The 22,005-nt window shown below is 50.3% G+C and carries 23 protein-coding genes; 7 read left to right on the top strand and 16 right to left on the bottom strand.

Annotated elements, in window-relative coordinates:
- The first annotated feature begins 92 nt into the window (after positions 1 to 92).
- The 4 genes from F4V51_RS02205 to F4V51_RS02190 all read left to right on the top strand — a co-directional run bounded on the left by F4V51_RS02205 (position 93) and on the right by F4V51_RS02190 (position 2,998).
- A complete protein-coding gene (locus tag F4V51_RS02205) occupies positions 93 to 383 on the top strand; it encodes an MTH1187 family thiamine-binding protein (RefSeq protein WP_095291668.1) in 291 nt (96 codons plus the stop codon).
- On the top strand, positions 383 to 1,141 hold the full coding sequence (locus F4V51_RS02200) for an ABC transporter permease (RefSeq protein ID WP_153976664.1): 759 nt from the start codon (positions 383 to 385) through the stop codon (positions 1,139 to 1,141). The genes F4V51_RS02205 and F4V51_RS02200 overlap by 1 nt, the downstream gene beginning before the upstream one ends.
- Before the next feature lie 43 nt (positions 1,142 to 1,184).
- Entirely contained in the window at positions 1,185 to 2,090 is a 906-nt protein-coding gene (locus F4V51_RS02195) for an ABC transporter ATP-binding protein (protein WP_236146678.1), read from the top strand.
- A gap of 101 nt (positions 2,091 to 2,191) precedes the next feature.
- Positions 2,192 to 2,998 (top strand): TatD family hydrolase, encoded by an 807-nt coding sequence (locus F4V51_RS02190; protein ID WP_153976663.1) that lies wholly within the window; start codon positions 2,192 to 2,194, stop codon positions 2,996 to 2,998.
- Between the two features lie 67 nt (positions 2,999 to 3,065).
- Here F4V51_RS02190 and nfsA read toward each other — a convergent pair whose 3' ends face one another.
- The 10 genes from nfsA to F4V51_RS02140 all read right to left on the bottom strand — a co-directional run bounded on the left by nfsA (position 3,066) and on the right by F4V51_RS02140 (position 12,069).
- Positions 3,066 to 3,809: an oxygen-insensitive NADPH nitroreductase gene (gene nfsA, locus F4V51_RS02185; RefSeq protein WP_153976662.1), complete on the bottom strand. Its 744-nt coding sequence runs from the start codon at positions 3,807 to 3,809 to the stop codon at positions 3,066 to 3,068.
- On the bottom strand, positions 3,802 to 4,398 hold the full coding sequence (locus F4V51_RS02180) for a TetR family transcriptional regulator (protein WP_153976661.1): 597 nt from the start codon (positions 4,396 to 4,398) through the stop codon (positions 3,802 to 3,804). Before F4V51_RS02180 ends, nfsA begins: the two co-directional genes overlap by 8 nt.
- Positions 4,399 to 4,614: 216 nt before the next feature.
- On the bottom strand, positions 4,615 to 5,775 hold the full coding sequence (locus F4V51_RS02175) for a YhgE/Pip domain-containing protein (protein WP_153976660.1): 1,161 nt from the start codon (positions 5,773 to 5,775) through the stop codon (positions 4,615 to 4,617).
- Positions 5,776 to 6,031: 256 nt separating this feature from the next.
- On the bottom strand, positions 6,032 to 8,557 hold the full coding sequence (locus F4V51_RS02170) for a heavy metal translocating P-type ATPase (protein WP_153976659.1): 2,526 nt from the start codon (positions 8,555 to 8,557) through the stop codon (positions 6,032 to 6,034).
- Between the two features lie 159 nt (positions 8,558 to 8,716).
- The gene (locus tag F4V51_RS02165) at positions 8,717 to 8,917 is read right to left on the bottom strand and encodes a copper ion binding protein (protein ID WP_095361595.1); all 201 of its coding nucleotides are present in this window, start codon (positions 8,915 to 8,917) and stop codon (positions 8,717 to 8,719) included.
- A 54-nt stretch (positions 8,918 to 8,971) separates the two neighbouring features.
- Positions 8,972 to 9,367: a metal-sensitive transcriptional regulator gene (locus F4V51_RS02160; protein WP_153980528.1), complete on the bottom strand. Its 396-nt coding sequence runs from the start codon at positions 9,365 to 9,367 to the stop codon at positions 8,972 to 8,974.
- A 138-nt stretch (positions 9,368 to 9,505) separates the two neighbouring features.
- The gene (locus F4V51_RS02155) at positions 9,506 to 9,988 is read right to left on the bottom strand and encodes a GNAT family N-acetyltransferase (RefSeq protein WP_153976658.1); all 483 of its coding nucleotides are present in this window, start codon (positions 9,986 to 9,988) and stop codon (positions 9,506 to 9,508) included.
- Positions 9,989 to 10,097: 109 nt separating this feature from the next.
- Positions 10,098 to 10,280: a hypothetical protein gene (locus F4V51_RS02150; RefSeq protein WP_153976657.1), complete on the bottom strand. Its 183-nt coding sequence runs from the start codon at positions 10,278 to 10,280 to the stop codon at positions 10,098 to 10,100.
- Positions 10,281 to 10,366: 86 nt separating this feature from the next.
- A complete protein-coding gene (locus tag F4V51_RS02145) occupies positions 10,367 to 10,984 on the bottom strand; it encodes a hypothetical protein (RefSeq protein ID WP_153976656.1) in 618 nt (205 codons plus the stop codon).
- A gap of 194 nt (positions 10,985 to 11,178) precedes the next feature.
- The gene (locus F4V51_RS02140) at positions 11,179 to 12,069 is read right to left on the bottom strand and encodes a DMT family transporter (RefSeq protein WP_153976655.1); all 891 of its coding nucleotides are present in this window, start codon (positions 12,067 to 12,069) and stop codon (positions 11,179 to 11,181) included.
- 199 nt (positions 12,070 to 12,268) lie between these two features.
- Here F4V51_RS02140 and F4V51_RS02135 point away from each other — a divergent pair, with 199 nt between their 5' ends.
- Entirely contained in the window at positions 12,269 to 13,159 is an 891-nt protein-coding gene (locus tag F4V51_RS02135) for a LysR family transcriptional regulator (protein WP_153976654.1), read from the top strand.
- A gap of 105 nt (positions 13,160 to 13,264) precedes the next feature.
- On the opposite strand, the gene F4V51_RS02130 is transcribed toward F4V51_RS02135, so the two are convergent.
- From F4V51_RS02130 to F4V51_RS02105, 6 genes are all read right to left on the bottom strand, one after another.
- Positions 13,265 to 14,026 carry a nucleoside phosphorylase gene (locus F4V51_RS02130; RefSeq protein ID WP_153976653.1) on the bottom strand — a complete coding sequence of 254 codons (762 nt, stop codon included), beginning with the start codon at positions 14,024 to 14,026 and terminating at the stop codon, positions 13,265 to 13,267.
- A gap of 2 nt (positions 14,027 to 14,028) precedes the next feature.
- Entirely contained in the window at positions 14,029 to 14,700 is a 672-nt protein-coding gene (locus tag F4V51_RS02125; RefSeq protein WP_095291643.1) for a sulfite oxidase-like oxidoreductase, read from the bottom strand.
- A gap of 23 nt (positions 14,701 to 14,723) precedes the next feature.
- Complete coding sequence (locus F4V51_RS02120; RefSeq protein ID WP_095291641.1) at positions 14,724 to 15,647, bottom strand: ABC transporter permease; 924 nt, start codon at positions 15,645 to 15,647, stop codon at positions 14,724 to 14,726.
- Positions 15,631 to 16,698, bottom strand: a complete 1,068-nt coding sequence (locus F4V51_RS02115; RefSeq protein WP_110756702.1) for an ABC transporter permease — start codon at positions 16,696 to 16,698, stop codon at positions 15,631 to 15,633. Before F4V51_RS02115 ends, F4V51_RS02120 begins: the two co-directional genes overlap by 17 nt.
- On the bottom strand, positions 16,695 to 18,194 hold the full coding sequence (locus tag F4V51_RS02110) for an ABC transporter ATP-binding protein (RefSeq protein ID WP_153976652.1): 1,500 nt from the start codon (positions 18,192 to 18,194) through the stop codon (positions 16,695 to 16,697). Before F4V51_RS02110 ends, F4V51_RS02115 begins: the two co-directional genes overlap by 4 nt.
- 103 nt (positions 18,195 to 18,297) lie before the next feature.
- Positions 18,298 to 19,329, bottom strand: a complete 1,032-nt coding sequence (locus F4V51_RS02105) for a BMP family lipoprotein (protein WP_153976651.1) — start codon at positions 19,327 to 19,329, stop codon at positions 18,298 to 18,300.
- Positions 19,330 to 19,607: 278 nt separating this feature from the next.
- Here F4V51_RS02105 and F4V51_RS02100 point away from each other — a divergent pair, with 278 nt between their 5' ends.
- Positions 19,608 to 21,050, top strand: a complete 1,443-nt coding sequence (locus F4V51_RS02100; RefSeq protein ID WP_153976650.1) for a hypothetical protein — start codon at positions 19,608 to 19,610, stop codon at positions 21,048 to 21,050.
- A gap of 237 nt (positions 21,051 to 21,287) precedes the next feature.
- Positions 21,288 to 21,920, top strand: coding sequence for a DUF5317 domain-containing protein (locus tag F4V51_RS02095; RefSeq protein ID WP_162009874.1), 633 nt, complete (start codon positions 21,288 to 21,290; stop codon positions 21,918 to 21,920).
- Positions 21,921 to 22,005 lie beyond the last annotated feature (85 nt).

The following is a 22,005-nucleotide window of genomic DNA, read 5'->3' as shown; positions in this document are numbered from 1 at the left end:
ACAGCGATCGGAAGAGGGTGCTGCAATCGAAGTGGTCAAGTGTACATTCACGATGTTCTACTTACTCATCTCGAAAGGAGCCGTGATCTCTCATGGCAAGTACACTGCTTAGCATTCAAGTGATTCCCAAAACGCCGAATGGCGAAAATTCGTATCCGTATGTAGATCGGGCGATCGAAGTGATCCAGCAATCCGGCTTGAAATATCAGGTTAATCCGCTCGATACCACAATGGAAGGTGAGCTGGAGGAACTGCTGGAAGTTGTCCGTAAAATGCATGAGGTGCTCGTGGAGGCTGGCAGTCCAAGCATCATCTCCCAGATCAAAATCGCCCATAGCCCGAACGGCTTCAGCATGGATACCCTGACGGAGAAATATCGCTAATGCATACGTACTTCAAAAGTGTATGGCCGCCCATTGTGGCGGTTATTCTCTTTATAGCCCTATGGCAGGGTGCCGTGTCCCTGTTTCATATTGAGAAATGGATGCTGCCCGCACCTTCCGACATCGCACAGGAAGCAGCCTCCCAAGCAGATCGTCTGGGCATGCATGCATGGGCGACCATTCAACTCACGTTAATTGGCTTCGCGGCCGGTACGCTGGTTGGGCTGCTGATCGCCATGGTACTGCATCTGATTCCTTTTCTGAAATCTGCCCTGTATCCTTTACTTATTCTTAGTCAAAATATACCGACAATTGCGCTCGCTCCGCTCCTGCTGATCTGGTTCGGATTCGGACTGCTGCCCAAGTTGATTACCATCATCCTGGTCTGCTTCTTTCCCGTTGCTGTCGCAGCCATGGATGGTTTGACACGTACGGATGCCGCCATGATGAATTACATGCGCATGGCGGGAGCGAGACGCGGCCCAATTTTCTGGAAGCTGGAGCTCCCGCACGCACTGCCTTCCATCTTCTCTGGTGTCAAGATTGCCGCGACTTACAGCGTTATGGGTGCCATTATTGCTGAATGGATCGGAGCCGACAAAGGGATCGGGTATTACATGATGCTTCAGAAGTCCGCTTACCGGACAGATCGTCTATTCGTTGCGATCATGATTATTGTCGCGCTCAGCCTGCTGCTCTTCCTGTTTATTGCCCTGCTGGAGAAGCTGCTCGTTCGCTGGCGACCACAGAAGCGCTGATTCGCAGCAAAAGCACTATACAAGGTTAGGAAGTGAATGTGAGATGACACTCAAATATAACGAACAGGCACCACCTGCACCAGGCGGAAGCACTGGAATTTCAACTCGAGAAGAATCACTCCGCACTGCTTCCACCGCTACCTCCGATTCGGGTAAGCAGAGCCTGCCTGCACTGGAAGTTCAGGACGTCCACGCTTCCTTCCGTGAACGACGGAACAAGCTGTCTGTCCTGAACGGATTATCCCTGACCGTAGAACAGGGCGAATTCGTAGCGATCGTTGGGCCATCCGGATGCGGCAAGAGTACGTTGTTCCATATCATTGGCGGATTATTGAAACCCCAAACCGGCCAGGTTCTCATGAACGGACAGAACGTTACCGGGCAGCGGGGTAAAATCAGCTATATGCCGCAGCAGCCCGCTCTCTTTCCTTGGCGTACCATTGAAGACAACGTGCTGCTGGCCGGGGAAGTATCAGCACATACGCCACCCAAGGCAGAAGCGCTTGCGGAAGCACGGAAGTGGCTTTCCAGCGTCGGTCTGGGAGGATTTGAACAGGCTTATCCGCACATGTTATCGGGCGGTATGCAGCAGCGGGCAGCCTTTTTACGTGCCCTGCTCAGCCCGCAGGAACTGATGCTGCTGGATGAGCCCTTCAGCGCCCTCGATGCGTTGACACGCAGTGACATGCAGCGATGGCTGCTCGATATATGGGAACAGAACCGCCGATCCGTCCTGTTTATCACCCACAATATCGAAGAGGCACTGCTGCTTGCCGATCGAATCTATGTATTATCCAACCGACCTGCGACTGTGCTGCATGAGGTACATGTCCCTTTTGATCGTCCAAGACGTGAAGAAATAACGGAAGAGAAGGCTTTCCTCGAACGCAAACGGCAGATTTCGGAGTGGATGAAAGAAGAACAGAGAAAAGCCCGGCTAACTCCATAGCGCGGGTTTTTCGTTATATTTTTCCAAAACGGTGATCCGCATTCATGATATTTACGTATCAACCTTCAAAAGATAAAAGATAATTAGGAGGGGCCACTTTCATGCATTCCCAAGCTTTTGCACCACTGATTGATGCTCATATCCATTTTGACAAATATACCGTGGAGGAACAGCAGCATATGCTGCAATCTTTCCCGGATCAACAGGTTGAGGCTGTCATCGCCGTTTCCATGAATATCACCTCGGCACAGGACAATCTGGATCTGGCGAGACAGAATCCCCGATTCATCTATCCGGCTTTTGGCTTTCATCCGGAACAGCCCCTGCCATCGGCGCAGGATCAGAACCTGTTCTTCGACTGGATTGAAAGGCATATCGAACAAGCTGCAGCCATCGGGGAAGTTGGACTGCCCTACTACAATCGCCAGGAAGCAGAACAGGCAGGACTTGCTTTTGATCAGAGTGGATATATCGAGCTGCTCGAACGGTTTATTCAACTCGCCAAGCGGCATAACAAACCCATCGTGCTTCATGCCGTTTACGAGGATGCCGACATCGCATGCGACTTGCTGGAGCAATATCAGGTCAGACGCGCCCATTTCCACTGGTTCAAGGGTTCCCGTCAAACCGTGCGGCGAATGGCGGATAACGGGTACTTCATCTCCTTTACGCCAGACATTCAGTATGAAGAGGAAATTCGTGAGCTGGTAAGACAATATCCATCTGAACAGGTCATGGCAGAGACGGACGGACCTTGGCCTTTCGAAGGGCCGTTTCAGGGAAGAATGACACATCCCGCCATGACGAGACAGGTGATTCAGGCCTGGAGCGAGATCACGGGCATGGGAACTGATCGGGCAGCGCGTCTCTTTTACCAGAACACGAAGCGGTTCTACCGTTTACCTTAATGCAAGTGCAGATAGACGACAAAAGGGTCAGCCGGACTTCCCGGCTGACCCTTTTCGTTGACCTTGATTAACGTTTCATAAACCCTCTGCCTTCGAGATACGATTTCATCTGCAGACGTGCCGGCTCGGTGAGACGTTTGGCCATCAATTCCGACCATGGCGTTGTACGTTCGCCATTCGTACGGGCGGCCATATAGGCTTTCGTGGTTTCGTCATAACTTTCCACACCCCGAAGCGTCTCTTCGGCATCATAGCGATTACGATGAAGAACAGCATTCAGCGGCAGACGCGGACGGATGCCGGTTTCCTGATCAGCTATACCGACACACATGCCGAAGACAGGGTATACGCCTTCCGGCAGTCCCAGTAGTTCCGTCACTTCTTCAATCTTGTTACGCAGACCCCCGATATATACAATCCCGAAACCGAGCGACTCTGCTGCCAGAGCGGCATTCTGGGAGGCAAGAGCCACATCGATCGTTGCTACCATAAAATTCTCTGTTGAATCGGCATACGACTCCTTCTCGGGATGGTGGCGCTTCGCCGCATCACTCAGTCGATACAGGTCTGCACACCACACGAGGAAAACAGGGCATTCTTCCACATAAGCCTGGTTGCCTGCCAATGCAGCGAGCTTCGATTTTAGTTCCGGTTCCGTCACGGCAACGACGCTATATGCCTGTACACTGCTGGAAGAGGAAGCCATCTGCCCGGCAGCCACGATTGTCGCAAGCTGCTCCTCGCTTACCGGATCCGGCTTGAATTTCCGCACCGAGCGGTGTTTCATCATCAATTCAATGGTTTCATTCATGTCTGTTCACTCCCAATCCTCGTAGTACGAACTCAATCGTCTGTTCAGCCAGCTTCTCTGTATCCATGTCCTCATAGTTAAACGTAAACCGTGAGTTTTTGGCACGTTTGTGTGCCAGAGCCACTCCCATGACCTGAAGCATTGCATAAGATACGGAATCAATCTGGAATACACCCTGGTCTTTGCCTTCCTGCAGCAAATCATTCACTTTGGTCCAGACCGGGTCCAGGAACCGGAATACGGTGGCCGTGCGATGCGTGTTCAGTGTAATTTCTAGCTGTACAATGTCGCTCATCTCCCAGTCCGTCATCGTGAACTTCACGACTTCACCGACAATTTTGCTGATACCCTCCACAGGGGACAAGGACTCCGCAGCCAAATCAGTCAGCATGTGACCAGGAAAGAAGTGCTCAAATATCGCTTCAAACACCTTTTCTTTTCCGCCAAAATGGTACGAGACCAGTGACACATTGGCACCCGCCTCATCACAGATTTGACGAACGCTTGTCCCGTCATACCCCTGCTGCGCAAAAAGTTTTTTGGCTGCGAGCAAAATCCTCGTTTTGATATCCAATTCCGGTTCTGTCATTCCGTTCGCTCCTCTTGTCCGTTCTTATCTTGCTCCAGCTTCCGGGGCTGCAGCCAGCTGTCTCATCTATTTATTATGAAAGTTTAACTTTCAAAGCGCAAGGCATGACCATATCATGTCAGAGCTCTAACTGGTCCTTGATACACAGCAGGCACCCCGGTTGAGATCCACCGGGGTGCCTGCTCCAATACTATAGAATCCTTTACATCTGTAATATTAGCTGTTCACTTGTGCCGGGCTTGGTGCACCTGCTGGCATGCGCCGTTTTTTGAGCAAGGTCACTACCAGGGAGAGGGCAACCGCGATGACCAGAACAATCGCAACCGATCCGGCTGCCGACTGAACGCCAGGTCCACCAAGTTGAACGCTTAGAATACCTTGAACTGCGTACGTTGCAGGCAAGTACTGTCCGATACCGCTGTAGAAACCGTTGAGCAGCTCACGGGGTACCATTGCACCGGAAGATACCAATTGCAGAGACAGTGAGATGATGTTGAACAGGCTTCCTGCAGGTCCGAAGCAGATCAGGAAGAACTGCGAGAAGAACATGAACGTGCAGAGGAACAGAGCCTGGAACAACCAGAAGGCGATGAATCCTTGGGCAATCTGTCCTCCGAGCGCAACAATCAGCGATGAACCCAAAAGGGAAACAACCAGAGCAGATGCGATGTTAATCACGATTCTCGCACCAAACAGGGTCAAGCGGGAGTGGGTTGCCGAGAGCATTCCCATAGCCGTTTGCAGATTCATACCCATGATCATTGCGCCAACATAAGAAGCCAGTACCATCATCATCGGTACCATCTGATTATTCATGCCGTTCACCGGATTAATCGAAGTTGTTGTGCCTTCAACCCGGGTAGCCAGATTGGCAGCAGCATCAGCCGCCTGATCCGCAGGTGCTCCTGCAGCAGTCAGTACGGTCTGTACGCCTTGCGCAGTCGCTTGCTTATTGATTGTGTTTGTCACACTTTGGGAGACGCCCTGCATCATGCTTTTGATCGTCACCGGGTTAGCTTCGTTAATGGTGTACTTGATCTCAGCTGTGGAACCTGCAGTCTGAAGAAGCTCGTTAAAGCCAGCCGGAATATTCAGCACCATATGAACCTGGTGGTGATTCAGCTGATCCAATGCCTCAGCGGAACTGAGATCCGATACCGTATGGAAAGGCAGCGTCTTAGTCAGACTATCCGCAATACCTTGGGACATCTGGCCATCTTCGTTCACAATGGCTACCGTCAATTCATTCGTGCGGTCGTTCACGCCGGAGTATGCAGTCATCCAGATGACACTGAAGATCACTTGGAACATAAGTGCTGTTACGATCCCCACAATCACTGGCGGTTTTTTCAATAAAATGCGTAATGCCTGTAGCATAGAATAAGGTCCTCCAATATTGATTAGTTCACATTTGATTTAAACGATCGTTTGAATCAAACAATTGTTTAAATTTTAAAGGCATATGTCATTATTGTCAACAGATTTCTGAAATGTTCAGAAACATCATTCTTGTTTCATAAAGTCCATTTCCCTTTTCATAAAAAGACAAGAAAAAGCACGGCTCACCGCAGCGAGCCGCGCTTCATTTCAGGCTAGGCTGAGGGTAATCGTACGCCTATCGCCTGCATTCTTTCTACTTTGGATTGCGTTCCAGCTTCAATCGCTGCAAACGCAGCGAATTCAATACAACCGATACGGAACTGAATGCCATGGCCGCACCAGCCAGCCAAGGAGCCAGGAAGCCTACTGCAGCGATTGGAATACCAATGACGTTATAACCAAGCGCCCAGAACAAGTTTTGCTTAATATTGCCCATGGTGCGCCGGCTCATCTCGATCGCATCCGCTATACTGTTCAGGTCACCACGCATCAGCGTGATATCTGCTGCTTCCATCGCTACGTCTGTTCCAGTCCCGATGGCCATACCGATATCTGCTGTAGCCAGGGCAGGTGCGTCATTGATGCCGTCACCAACCATTGCTACTTTCAGCCCGCTATCCTGCAGCTTCTTCACTTCGACTGCTTTACCCTCAGGCAGGACTTCTGCCAGGACATGTTGGATGCCTGCTTGCTCCGCCACGGCACGTGCCGTACGCTCATTGTCTCCCGTAATCATGATCACATCGATGTTCATCGCCTGCAGACGTTGAATGGCTTCCCGTGATGTATCCTTGATTGTATCTGCCACAGCTACAATACCTGCCCAGCGGCCATCGACTGCTATCAGCATTGCTGTGCGGCCGAGCTCCTCCAGTTCATTCATCTGGCGAGCGGCTGCCTCCGTTACCTCCACATGAGCATCGGCAAGCAGCCGACGTGTTCCAACCAGAATTTCCTGTCCTTGTACTCTGGCCCGAACGCCATATCCAGGTATGTTCTCAAACTGCTCTGATTGGGACAATACGATCCCTTTGTCACGAATTCCGGCTACGATAGCTTCCGCCAGCGGATGTTCAGAGCTTTGTTCTGCCGCTCCAACCCATTTCAACAGTTCTGCTTCTGTCCAATCTTGTGCTGTGATCACATCCGTCAGCACCGGTTTACCTTGAGTGACTGTCCCTGTTTTGTCCAGAACAACCGTCTGAATCTGCTGTGCCGATTCCAGATGTTCTCCACCTTTGAACAGGATGCCATACTCAGCCGCCCGTCCTGATCCAGCCATGACAGAGGTTGGTGTTGCCAAGCCCAAGGCGCATGGACAGGCAATGACCAGTACGGCAATCGCTTTTTCCAGAGATCCTGCGAAGTCACCGGGACTGGCAAACAGATACCAGATCAAGAATGTCAGCGCAGCAATGCCAACTACAATCGGGACAAAGATGCCTGAAATGACATCCGCAATCCGCTGAATGGGTGCTTTGGACCCCTGTGCCTGTTCAACCACTTTAATGATCTGAGATAATGCGGTGTCCGAGCCGACTCGTGTTGCGCGCAGCCTTAGTGCACCGTTTTTATTCAGTGTAGCACCCGTAACGGCGTCCCCCGGCCTTTTATCGACAGGCAAGCTTTCGCCGCTGAGCATGGATTCATCGACCGAGGACTGCCCTTCTTCCACAACCCCATCCACCGGGATGCTGTCCCCTGGTCTCACCAACACAATGTCACCTACTGCTACATACGCTGCAGGCACAAGCACTTCCTGGCCGTCCCGGATGACCCGGGCTTCGCGAGGAGCCAGTTCGATCAGGCTTTTGATGGCCTGGGACGAGCGGCCTTTCGCTACGGCTTCGAACCATTTTCCAAGCAAAATCAATGTAATTAAAATCGCGCTCGTCTCGTAATACAGCTCAACCGAAGGCATAGCGCCACCCGCACTCGTGCCCATCCCGCCATGATCCATCGGTGCCGTTGAAGGTATCATTCCACTCGTGAGTGTCAGATACAGGCTGTAGAAGAATGCCGCGCTTGTACCCAGAGCGACCAGTACGTCCATATTGGCACTGCCGTTACGCAGCGCCTTGTAAGCCCCGACATAGAATTGCCACCCAATAATGAACTGCACCGGTGCGGCCAGTACCAGCTGGAACCATGGATTCATGAACAGATCCGGCACCCAAATCCATGATGTAAATGAGAAGTGGCCGACCATGGCCCACAGCAGCGGTATGGATAATAAGGCGGAGATCATCCATTTCCATTTTTTGCGCTGCAGCTCACGTTCGCGAACGGATGAGGTTTCTTCCTGCGTCTGCTGCAATTCGGCACCATATCCCAGCTGTTTGATTTTGGCTGTAATATCGGAAGGTTTCAGTGCTCCCGCTGCAAACTCAACGTGTCCCGTCTCCAGTGCCAGGTTTACATTCGCTCGCGATACACCCGGCAGGCGGGAAAGCCCCTTCTCAATCCGGGCGGAGCACGCAGCACAGGTCATGCCTGTGATGTCCAGATCAATGGATTCCGTCACTGTACCGTAGCCGAGCGCCTCTACCTTATCCCGCAATGCATTGACACTTACAGCCTTCGGGTCATACGTCACGCTTGCTTGTTCTATGGCGAGATTAACACTGGCCTGCTGAACCCCTTCCATACGCGATAATCCCTTCTCGATTCTCGTGGAACAGGCGGCACAGGTCATGCCCGTAATCTGCAGCGTTGTCTGCGCTCCATCTGGCTGTGTTCCGGCGGCAGGTGTATATTCCGTTGATGATGATTTATCCATGATGGGTTCTCCTTTCATATGAACTATTCACACACATACCCCTAGAGGGTATAATACAGACCAAAAATCAGGCTTAAACGATGATCTCTCGCATCTGAAGTCTATCGCCGCCTTGGTTCAGACCATAGACAATGAGAAATCCGTTTAAGCCATTATAGGTTAGACTACATCGTACCCCTGATCTTCAATAGCAGCCTTGATTTGCTCTACATTCACCTGCTGCTCATCATATTCCACGGCAACCGTTCCGGCTGCCAGGTCAACCTGTCCTTTGGCACCTACGTTCTTCACCGCTTCTTCAACCGATTTGACACAGTGGTTGCACGACATTCCAGTAACATTCAGCGTAACATTAGACATGATTCATTCCTCCTTGGGATATATAAATGATTGCTTTATTCCTTGAAAATCGAATTACTTCATCAACTTCCTTACCGTTACGAGCAGTTCATCCACTACTTCGTGTTCCCCTGCCTGAATCCGTTCGACAATACAGCTCTTCATGTGGCCTTCAAGCAGCAGCTTGCCCACTGAATTCAGTGCAGACTGCGCAGCTGCAATCTGGGTAAGCACATCATCACAATACGTATCCTTCTCGATCAATCCCTTGATTCCGCGAATCTGGCCTTCTACCCGGTTCAAACGGGAGATTAGGTTGCTCTTCATCTCCTGCGAGTGATGGCTCTTGCGCACATGCTTCCCGTCAGTGCTTTCGGTATGGCATGCCGATGCTTGTTGATCGGGTATATGATCTTCGGACGGCGTTACGGATGGTTCCAAGGGTTCCTTGGGATGGCTCTGATGATCCATCATGAACACCTCTTTTCTTCGTTCTTTTCACAGTGTAACATACCCCATGGGGGTATTCAAGCACTAAAAATACTGTTGTTTATTTCTCCCCATAAGAGCTCTTTGAAACCTTTACGTTATACCTTGTGCAAGTCATCATTACAGTATGTATTCCATCCTGCTGCTGCGAACGGCTAGACCCATTTGTTCATAAAAGGCCTGCGCACCCGTGTTAAATGTGGATACTGTTAATTCTACGCTATCCGCCTGAAGCTCCCTGCCCAGTTCAATTAGAGCATGCATTAATTTCTTACCTGTTCCCTGACCCCGCCCATCACTGCCAACAACCAATTCATTAATATACAGCATCTTGCGATCCAACAGCAGTTCAACCCCCTGAATCAAACTGAGCTGCGCACTACCGTATCCCAGAATATCCCCCGTGCTTACCGATTCAGCAACATACAGATAACGCTTATCCGTCTCCAGCAATGCTACAAACTCCTGTTTCTCCATTCTGGGTTGCAGTGCTCGGTACACATCAGGCCGAGCCTCAACATGCATTTGATGCAGCTCATCCATTAAGAGGGAAACACCGGGATAGTCACTAGCCGCTGCCTTTCTAATCTGGATTGAATCCACTTCAATCACACCTTCCTGCTTAAATTTACATTATTATACAACAAAATATAATAAAAGCAGATACCTCAGGCGGTATCTGCTTCGTCAGAAACGACTCATGCGTCTCGTCTTATTCTTTGGAGGATTTATCCTCATTAAATGCAACCGGTGATGGCTTAGCTGCCCAATCGTCAGCTTGTGGTTCAATGTCCACACCGTTCATGATTTTCTTTTTCTCCATCAAGGAATCCCCGTCTTCGTCCAGCTTGTTGCGAATTTCCGCCTCGTCTTGAGGTTGATTATTCTGTGTCATCTTAGAGTCCTCCTTTATATTTCATCATCATAATGATGTTCCTTTATATAACTTACCCAATTTTTTCATTCCCATTCGCCATGTGGCTATTCGAAATCCACCTGTTTATCCAAAATAACTTCTTCCATCTTATGTTCCAGTTCAGGAATTGAAGGGACCAGTGAAAATTGAACCTGTTCGAGAGAGGAAGGCAGCGCGGGCACGACCCGATAACTCAGATGTGTCTCACCGCCTCCTCCACGACTGCTATGTCTCGTCGACATATGGTTCTGTTCACTAATCACTTCTAACGCCAAATGAGGCACCACGTGTACACGATCCGTTTCATTTCCTTTATAATGAATCTCCACATGAATGATACTTTCCGTCTCATATTGCATCGAATGTGTGATGAGATATTCGCAGGAATCCTGGACTGTTCTCTTCATAATCGGAACAACACCTATCAATGGGAGCTCTTCAGGCGGGAAAAAGTGCCTCTGAGGCATTGGTTGTACACTACGCAGGACATAACGGATATCTTCCTCTTTTAAATCCAGAGACGCTGTCCATTCGTCTATGACTTCCTGAGGTGGATGGTACTGAACCGCTCCTGTTATTTGCTTCCTTTGAGCGACCAACCGAAGCAGCTGTTCATCAATCTGCCGTACCTGATCATTGTACTCATAAGGGATGACACGAAATTCACTCCAACCTGAACTCATATGCTAATCTCCTCCCAATATTAAAGTTCACCACTGACTTAGGTACCCAATGAATATCAGTATCTAATAGAAACTATTCGCTACTCTACGTTCGCTCCCTCTCATAGATTGCAATTAACGCTTTTGCAAAACAAAAAAGACGAGCCTCTCGTCCGGCTAAGATAGCCGGGTGCGAAGAGGTTCGCCACAAGGTTTTATATTTTAGCCACTTTGCTGCCCTTCATCTTCATGTTTACGAGCAGAATGCTAGCAATAATCATGACCAAGCCGGCAATCAGATTAACCGTCACGGATTCCCCAAGGAACAATACACTGCAGAACAGTGCAATCAGCGGAATCAGAAATGTGAAGGATCCCACTTTACTCGCTTCTCCTGAGCTGACCAGTTTGAAGAATGCGAGCCATCCCAGCGCAATGACGAAGACCGAAATGAACAGCATATCCAATATAAATGGAAGTACCCATTGTACTTCAGCCCAGTTCTCTGTCGCTGTACCCGTCAATGTCAGGACAACCCCGCCAATCAAAATCGGAATGGCCGTCATCCAGATTCCATCCACCTTCGTCGAGGTTTTCTTCATATATACGGTTCCGATTGCCCAACTGATGGCACTAAACAGTCCGAGCATAACTCCTTCAGGTGATACTTTGCCAGTCATGCCGCCGATACTGATCGTTGCCACTCCTGCAAAACCGAGGACCAGTCCGGCAATTTTCAGCCCATACATCGACTCACCCAGCCACAGCCAAGCTCCAATACCGAGCAGCACAGGCTGCAGGAATACGATGGAGGAAAATAAACCTGCGGGTACTTCCGTCAGACCTACAGTCTGAAAGCCATAGAAGAAAATGATATTCAGCACCGCCGAGATCGCATAGATATGCCAGGTTTCCCGAAGCCGCAGCGTTTTGTACCTTGGAAAGGCATAGATACCGAGCACCAGTCCGCCAATCAACAGGCGCATGCCTGCAAATAAAAGCGGAGGTGCATAATTTAAAGCGTATTTGGTCAGGGGCCAATTCACTCCCCACATGAGTACTAGAAAAGCCAGGACCCAGCCTGCTTTTGCACGTGATAAAGCCATAAATCAACCTCTCCTATCTGGCACAGTTTCAGAGCCGATCCACAATCAGGCACCAGATTCATGCCATTGTCTCAGCCCATCTATATTCAGCGTCGAACGGGCCCATGCCCTCCCGTTGATCGTTCTGTTTCTCCATGATACAATAACAAGCGTAATAATTGAAATGCATGTTAATCATAAGGAGCATATCATATTTGTTATGAACAATTCACAATTACAATTATTCGTAAAAATTGCCGAGACCGGAAGCTTCACTCGCGCCGGGCAGGAACTGAATATGACACAGCCCGCGGTTAGCCGGGCTATCTCATCGCTGGAAAATGAATTGGACGTCACCCTCATCATACGGGACCGGCGAAACGGCATTGTGCTGACCGATGTAGGACAGCGAATACTCGTCATTTTCCGCCGGATTTTACAGCAATATGATAAGGTGCAGCAGGTCGTTTCAGCAGAAAAGGGGCTCGAAATTGGTACGATACGCGTCGGTTCTTTTCCCATGTCATCGGCTCATCTGCTGCCCAAGATTATCCGATCCATTCGCGATCGCTACCCTAACATCGAATTTGAACTGCATGAGGGAAATATTCATGAAATTCAGGAATGGCTTAACTCACGCGCGATTGATGTTGCTCTCATTATTGTGACGGAACAGGAGCCGGTAGAGAAGTCTTACGAAACCATGCCGCTCTATAACGAAGAAATGCTGGCTGTGTTTCGGGACGATGAGCCGTTTGCCGATCAGGAGATCCTGCCAGTGAAGATGTTGAATCAACATCCGATGATTGTATGCCAAGGCGGATATGAAGTGCCGATCGTGGATCTGTTCAAACGTGCGGAAACGGAGCTCCATTTCGGGTTTGTTGTCCATAACGTCAACACATGCCTGAACATGATTGAACAGGGGCTTGGAACGGCCATGCTGCCTGCCATCTCTCTGTCCTGGCTCCCTCCTGGTGTGAAGGCACTCCCTACCGAACCGAAGGCTTATCGCCACATCGAGATCGCCGTCCCTTCTCTGGTGGAGGCCTCTCCAGCTTCCCGTTTGTTCATCGAGACGGCGCAGCAATTGTTTGGACAGCGCAGCTAAACACAAAAAAAAGGACATCCACAAAGTCACATTACATGACCAAGCGGACGTCCTTTTTTTATTGTTTTGTGTACAGTTATATTCTCAGCATTCGTTGAACGCTGCTTACGCCTGATCCTGCCGAGCGAGCGCAGCAAGTGCACGCAGAGCCGCGTTGATCTCACGCTCAACCGCATGTGCTACCGCATCTGTATGCGGATCATATTCAGCAGCCAGATCGCTGTCGGCGAAGCCGTCGATGGCCACAATCGCACCGGCACGCGTGCCTCGCAGTGTGCTGACGATGTACAGTGCGGCAATTTCCATCTCGGCCGCTAGTGCGCCGGCCTGTTTATACTTGCGGTGAGGGATCTCCTCCACCCCTGTGAAGAATGCATCCAGTGTAACGGTAATGCCTACACCGACTTTGCCTGCATTCATAGCCGGATCTACATGGTCACCCTTTTCCTGTGCAGCTTCAATGAGTGCCAGGGTGACTCCAATATCCGCTACTGCAGGGAAACCATCTGGCACCAGCTGACGGGTCAATCCGTCCGAACGGACTGCTGCCGTACTGACAATGACGCTGCCCGCAGGATAATCTGCCGTATAGGAGCCGGCTGTTCCGACTCGAATCAGGGTTGTCACCCCTGCCCGAATCAGTTCCTCGAAGCAGACGGCCGCTCCCGGAGAACCTACGCCATGGCTGACAACAGCCATCTGCACTCCTTCATATAGTCCAACGAATGTACGATACTCCCGGCTGAACGCCAGTTCTCTCACCTGCTCCAGCTTCCGGGAGATCTTCTCCGCACGAGCGGGATCACCACAGACAATGGCATAAGCAGGCATATCTTCCGAATGAATCTGCAAAATGGGCATTAACATCGTCAATCAAACTCCTTCTTCGTCCATTCATCTTCGGGGATCGGCAGATCTTCGCCCGAGAAGCGCTGTTCCTTGAACGGATCGGCAAAGTGATGAAACCCGTTGCTCTCCCAGAATCCGTTGCGATCTTCGGTCATAAACTCCAGACCGCGTATCCACTTCGCACTTTTCCAGAAGTACAGCTGCGGCACCACCAGGCGCAGCGGGTAGCCGTGCTTCGGTGTAAGCGGCTCGCCGTTATATTTGAAGGCAAGCAGGACATCATCATGCATCAACTCTTCGAGCGGAACATTCGTCTCATAATCGTGATCAGCATGGATCATGACATATTTGGCCTCCGGTTTAACACCCAAAAGCTTGATGAAATCCGAGAAGCGAATGCCTTCCCATGGGGTATCGAACTTGGACCAGCGGGTCACACAGTGAATATCGCTCACCGTATTGACCTGCGGCATGGCCTGAAGCTCGGCAAAGGAGAACACTTTCTCTTCCTCTACCTCCCCGAACACTTTCAGATCCCATGTGGACAGGTCGTATTCAGGCACTTCTCCTTCATGCAAAATCGGGAATTTCTCGGTTAGCATCTGTCCCGGCGGCAGCCGATCTCCATGCTCAGCACCCGCTTTGGGCGCTGGAGTTTTGGTTTTCTTCAGACGTTCAGCCTTGTTATGCAATGATAACCCTCCTTCTTTTTACATTAGCGCGAGCTTCCGCCCGCTTTCAGTGCATCCTGTGCATACGTACGGTCTTTGAAAAAGAACATGGCTACCAGCGTCACAATATATGGAAGCATCAGGGTGAAGTGCGTTGGCAGGGAGAAGCCCTGCAGACGAATGCTGAGTGCTTCCATGAAGCCGAACAGTACACTGGAACCCATTACGCCCAGCGGATTCGCTTGTCCCAGCATCGTTGCTACCAAGGCGATGAAGCCGCGACCTGCGGTCATGCCCTCCGTAAACATCGTCACCTGACCGAGCGACAACTGAGCGCCAGCCAGGGCACACAGGATACCGCACATCAGAACCGCGCCATACTGAATGCCGCGTACCTTGATCCCGATGCTTTGCGCTGCAATTGGATTCTCGCCGACGGAACGCAGACGGAAACCTGATACACTTTTGAACAAATAAAATTGTAGTGCAATAACGAGTATGATTCCGAGGTACACGAGCGGGCTGTGCCCGGAAAATACGCTGCCTACCCACGGAATGTCCTTAATCAGTGGAATATCCCATTTGGGAAGTCCCACCATGTCCTTGTCGTAGTATGCACCTTTTACATCAAAAATCGCCCGTAGTGCAAAGGTCGTCAGACCTGTTGCCAGGAAATTCAGGGATATCCCGACCACGATGGCATTCGCCTTGAGATTGATACTAATAAAGGCAAACAGTGCCGAGAACAACATCACAATAATAATAGAGAAGATAACGGCCAGAAGTACGTTGCCAAACAAATAGTTGCCTACAATCGCGGAGAAAGCACCGATCAGCACGAGTCCTTCGAGTCCCACGTTGAAAAGGCCAACACGGGAGCACAATGCCCCGCCGAGCGCTGCAAGCAGGATCGGCGTCATAATCCGCAAGGTCGAACCGAACATGGCTGCATCAAACAGTTGCTGCATTGGATTTTTTCTCCTTTCTCCGCTTCAGGAATGAATACCCGATCTGGGCTGATACAAATAACGTAAGCACGGCCTGGATTACACTGCCGACTTCAAGCGGCACATCCGTATTTCGTTCCATCCCCATTGCACCTGTCTGCAGGGCAGCAAGCAAAATGGCCGCTACAGCCGTACCGAGTGGGTGCGAGCGGGCGAGCAGTGTAGCCATGATACCGCTCCATGCGTAACTTGCAGATGACAGCGAGCCATCCAGGAAACGGTACTGTGTTCCCAGCACTTCGCCTGCCCCTGCCAGACCTGCCAATCCACCGCTGATCACCATGGACAGCATCATCATCCGAATCCGGCGAACCCCGCCATACGTCGCGAACGACGGATTGCTTCCGAGCATGCGAATCTCATAACCGGTTACCGTTTTGTGCGTAAACCAATAGATCAGGATTGCAGCTACAATCGCAATGATGAAACCGGCATGCAGTCCCATGCCCTGGAACAGCTTCGGCAGCCAGACGCCCTGATCAATCATCGGCGTCTGCGCCATCGCTGCAGATCCCGTGCGATCCTTGAACGGATAAGATACCATATACCCGCCGAAATAGATGGCAATATAGTTAAGAAGCAGCGTTGTAATCAACAGGTTCATGCCAAACCGGGCATCCAGCCAGCCGGCAAATAGGGACCAGATTCCTCCGGCCAGGATTCCTGCCACAATGGCCGCAATACAGACAAACCAGCCCGGGCCTGGCAGATAGAGCGCTGTGAGCGCTGCACTGAGCCCCCCGAGGATCATCTGTCCTTCAGCTCCCATGTTGAAGAATCCCGCACGGAATGCAAGTGCTACACCCAGTCCAGCAAGGATAATGGGTGTCGAACGAGCCAGTGTGTTCGTGAAGAAGTAGAAGTTCCCGAAGGCTCCCTTCCACATCTCTGCATATGTTTCGAAGACGTTCCCGCCAACAACCAGAATTGCCACAGCTCCTGCAAGCAAACCGATTACTATGGCAAGCAGCGGCTGTACGAGTCCGCGAAGTGTTTCTTTTACCCGATTCATACCCGCTCTTTCCCTCCTGCCATCAATAAGCTAATCTGTTCTTCCGTGGCTTCATCTGCCTTCAGTTCCCCGGCAATCTCGCCTTCATACATCACAATAATTCGATCGGATAATTGCAAAATCTCGGACAGCTCGGAAGAAACGAGCAGCACACCAGCACCTTCGTTGCGTTTGCGAAGCAGCTCGGCATGAATCGTCTCCATCGCTCCGATATCCACGCCACGTGTCGGTTCCGCTGCAATCAGGAACGGAGCATCCTGTGCAAATTCACGTGCAGCAATCAGCTTCTGCAGATTACCTCCTGACAGGAACTGTGCCTTCGTCTCTGCCGAACCGGTCTTGATGCTGAACTGTTTGATCCAGCCCTCCACCATAGCCCGTGCTGCTTTGGCCTTAATAACGCCTCGTGTCTGAAGCCGGTGATGATGTCCCATGAGTCCATTCTCACGCACACTGGCATCCTTGGCTGCGCCCCACATATACCGATCCTCGGGAATGTGAGCAAGTCCATGCTCTCGAATGCGGCGAACAGGCCAATTCGTTGTATCCTGCCCCGAGAGCAGGACACGGCCGCTGTCTGCAGTGCGCAGTCCGGCAATAACCTGGATCAGTTCGGACTGACCGTTACCCGAGATGCCTGCAATGCCAACGACTTCTCCTTTTCGAACTTGCATATGGATATCCTTCAGTGCCGAGCGATCCTTCGCTCCGGACAAGGTTACGCCCTCCACCTGGAGTACGGCTTCTGCAGGCACGGATGGCTGCTTGTCGAGACGTACCAATTCACGCCCAACCATTAAACGGGATAATTCCTCCACATTGGTGTCCTTCGCCTCCAATGTGCCCGTCACCTGACCATCGCGCAGAACTGTAATCCGGTCAGCCACGTCCATGACTTCCTGCAATTTGTGGGTAATTAATACGAAGGTCTTGCCCAGCGCCGCAAGAGATTTCATATTTGCCAGCAATTCCTTGACTTCCAGTGGTGTCAGTACCGCTGAAGGCTCGTCCAGGATAATAATATCCGCACCCTGATGCAGCACTTTGAGAATCTCTACACGCTGCTGCATGCCAAGAGGACATTCGGATACTTTTTTCCATGGGTCAACGGGCATGCCGTATTTTTGGCCCAGGTCGTTCACTTGAGCAGCTGCCTGCTTACGGTCAAATACGCCCGCTGCAGCCGGCTCGCGGCCAATGACAATGTTCTCAGCCACCGTAAAGGAAGGAAACAGCATAAAATGCTGATGCACCATGCCAATACCGCTTGCCATGGCTTGAGACGGAGTGGCGAAGCTTACCTCGCGCCCCCGGACTTTGATCGTACCTGACGTGGGCTGCTCCATTCCGTACAGCATGCGCATCAGGGTTGTTTTGCCCGCTCCATTCTCACCAACGAGGGCGTGGATCTCTCCCTCACGCAAATTAAAACGGATATCCCGATTGGCGGTGAAGCCGCCGTATTTCTTCGTAATCTGATCCATCTCCAACAGCATATCTCGCGTTCGCTCCTTTCGGTCTCGGGCATTTAATAGCAGCAAAACCGGCTGCCTGATCGGGCAGCCGGCTGATCAATACAATTCCATCAAACATTCCAAACTATTGCTGCAATGGATCCTTCACAACGATTTTGCCGGATATGATATCTTCATTAATTGCTTTTACCTTGTCGATAACTTCCTGTCCAACAAAATCACTCAGTGCGGATTCGCTATCACGTGTAACGAAAGTCAGACCAACACCGTCTTCTTTCAGGCCATAGTTTACAGCACCTGCTTTGAAGTTTCCTTCTACGAAATCCTTCACTGTCTCATAAGCAACCGTATCTGTGGATTTCAATTGGGACAATACGATGTGCTCTGGATCTTCAACCGTGCGATCGGTATCCTGACCGGATGTATAGAAGCCTTTTTCCTTCGCCGCTTCGAATACGCCAAGGTCACCTACTGCAGATGCACCAGCAATGAAGTCAGCGCCTTTGCCGAATTGTACCAATGCCAGTTCTTTTGCCTTGGCTGGGTCATTGAAGCCACCAACGTAGTTCACGAGGAATTCTGCATCCGGGTTAACGGATTCCAGACCCGCTTTGAAACCTTCGGTATATTTCTTGATCAATGGAACGTCCACTGCTGCGATCATGCCGACTTTATCCGTTTTGGTGGATAGTCCGGCAGCCGCACCAAGCAGATACGCTCCTTCGTATTCACGGAAACCAACACTACGTACGTTAGGCAGATCAACCGTTGTATCCACAATGGCAAACGACTTGTCCGGATTCTCGGCAGCCACCTTTTTCAGTGCATCTTCTGCCTGGAATGTCGCCGTAATAATCAGATCGTAGTTCTCCGCAACCGCAGCACGCAGATTTTGCTCGAATGCTGCCGGGTCTGTAGATTCGATCGTTTTGGTATCGACTTTAAACTCTTCGCCTGCTTTTTTGAAACCTTCATCCATTTGTACAAAGAACGGGTTTACCCCGATTTTTTCAGGAAGTACGAGTGCCATGCGCAGTGATTTCTCACTGTCGCCACCTTGGGCCGATTGTTCGTCTTTGGAAGCCGAAGTTCCACAAGCCGCGAGCAAAACTGCCAACATGATGATCGATAAGACGAACGATAAGCCTCTTTTCATTTTGAAGATTCCCCTTTTCCACATTCTTTTTTTAATAATCCTAGCGGATACTGTCGATCCTTGTCAATAAATCTTTGTGCATAAACATTCAAATTAAATATAATTATTTCATCACCTACGAAGATACTTTGGAAAGCGCTCCAGAATGGCTTTTTTCCGTTGACATGGATGGCTTCGCCGTGCTAAAGTCAATCCAATTATTAAATTCACATCGGTTTTGTCAGAATTATAGCGCAAACTGTTTCATTTTCCAACCCTATCTTAAGGAGGCTATTCATATGAAAAAAATCACCCAGTTCACACTGGCGGCCCTGCTCGCCGCGCCAGTCACGATCGGCAGCCTCAGCTTGCCTGCTTCGGTTTCCGCTGCATCCGCTTCTCCCGTCGTGCCATCCGCCACGCAAACCGCAAAAACAACCACACCCAAAACTCCATCCGTGTATACGGAGAGTGCAGCCGATTATGCTCAGTTCCTGCAGGCCAAGTATGGCATCCAGCTGCCACAGCAGCTGACCAAGGGTGACTTTATTCAAGCCATAGCAGCTATTATTGGAGCAAATTCAGCAGCGGACTCTACGGAAGAAGCCGGCGACAGTCAAACCCAGGCTCCTGCTTTTACCGATCTGAGCTCGGGAGATTCATCTTATGACGCAGCTATCACCCTACATAATAATGGTATCCTGTCTGGTACAGAAGTTCGTGCCGATGACACCCTTAGCACTTATGCTGCGGTATTCATTGCCGTCAAGGCAGCTGGATTCAAGGAACTTGCGTATACATATCCGGAAGAGAAAACAAAACAAGCGCTCACCAAGCTTGGCATCAGCCCGAATCGCGTTCAGGGTCAGGCGGCTCAGGAGCTTGCCGCTGCCATCGATACCGGTCTGGTTCCGGAAAGCCTCTATCCTGCTCTGCGTAAGGGCGGAGCGGCGAGTACTGAATTTGCCAACATCTTACTTGGCCGGGTATTGACCAGTCAGGGAAAATACAAGCATGAGATCGGACGCTCTGGCGATGCCGACATCTACTCCAAACTGTATGCCGCGTATCGCACAGCGGATCTGATTGAAGCACCCGAATTAAGAGAGATTGTGGATCAGGCACTCCGGGATGACCTCGTTACAGGATACAACCTGAAGGATAGCCGTTTCGATTCCAATTTTATCGATGAACTGACGTTGACTTATGGACATGATGATATCAAACACGCCGTGCAGCTGATTGGCCTGCTTCGCAGCGAGGGCATCGATGCCGATGTGCAATTCCAGCCAAAAACCTCTGCCTTCATTTATTTGAAGGAATGGGGCGAGCCCAAGGAAACGCCGGATTACAAGGTGACCCAAATTGAAAATGGTAATTATATTGCCTATGCCAAGGAATATGATATTCAATTCGAATTCAACAACACAGCAGACAAGGCCCGCTTCAATGACATTATTCTGAAATACGCCAAAAAGAACAGCGATGATGCCTCTGCCCTCATTTATGCTTCCTGGTGGCAACCACTGTATTATTCACCGACAGCTGTTCAGGGCTATCCGGTCATTAGCAACAACAAGATTGCACTTGGCAACTACTACGCTCAATCCTTCTCATTGAAGGAAAATGCCAAAGGGATTCAGGAAGGCTTCCGGAAGCTTGCTCCAGATGCGGACATTACCAGCTACAACTTCTGGGTAGATCAGCCTTTCTTCAATTATCTGAACGGGGAATCGGAGTAAACCCATAAGCGTTGCCTGTTAGGATTATCTCTTAATTTGTCACACAAACAGCCGTTTTTCGCGAACCGCGCGATGGATTCAATCCATGGTTCCGTAAAGACGGCTTTTCATTTATTTTTTGCAAAATTCTTCTTCAAAATCATTTTCGCTTTGCAGGATTTACCAGTAAAAGGTCGAATAACATATGTACACAAAAAGAAACCGCAATCACACATATCTGAATGACAGGAGTTAATCATGGTATATGACGGCATTCTGCTCGGTTTGATCGTTGGACTGTTCCGGGGCGGGTACCGGTATGGTCTCCACCAATTTGCAACACTTCAACTTCGCGGCGGGTGGATATTCCCACTGTTGCTGCTTGCCCAATTCCTTATCTTTTTCTTGCAGGGAAGACTGGATTGGGTTGCATCCATCAATGGGTACCTCTTTGCGGCGGTGTACGTCACAGGACTTGCATTTCTGTGGCTGAACCGGCATCACCGGGGATTTACGCTGATCTGGATTGGCGTGTTCCTCAATTTCATCGTTATGGCGGTGAATGGTGGACGCATGCCTGTCTCGGTGGAGGCTTCCGCTGTACTCGGACCTTACTATGTGGATATGCTTCGTGAAGGTGGAGCGGTATCGAAACACTATATGATGGATGCATCTACCCACCTTTCCTTCCTGGGTGATATCATCCCGCTCTCCAGTCCCTATCCGCGGACCCAGGTGATCAGCATCGGCGATGTGGTCATGAACATTGGTATATTCCTGTTTATCCAGTACATGATGGTGAATCGTTCCGGCAAGGCTGCAGCGCCAGCGACATCCATCCGGCCTGAAGAGATTAGGACAGACTCCAAGGAAGGGAGGTCTTTTCCATGAAAAAATTCGAAGGTATTAAATATTCCCGTATCGTCATCAATGCAATCATCGTAGCTTCTGTCGTTGTCGCGTTGACTTCGGGATA

Origin of the sequence: Paenibacillus xylanilyticus (assembly GCF_009664365.1) — a bacterium.
In the GTDB taxonomy this organism is placed as follows: Bacteria; Bacillota; Bacilli; order Paenibacillales; family Paenibacillaceae; genus Paenibacillus; species Paenibacillus xylanilyticus_A.
The sequence above is the reverse complement of the archived record's forward strand: the minus strand, read 5'-3'. Positions and strand labels throughout refer to the sequence as shown.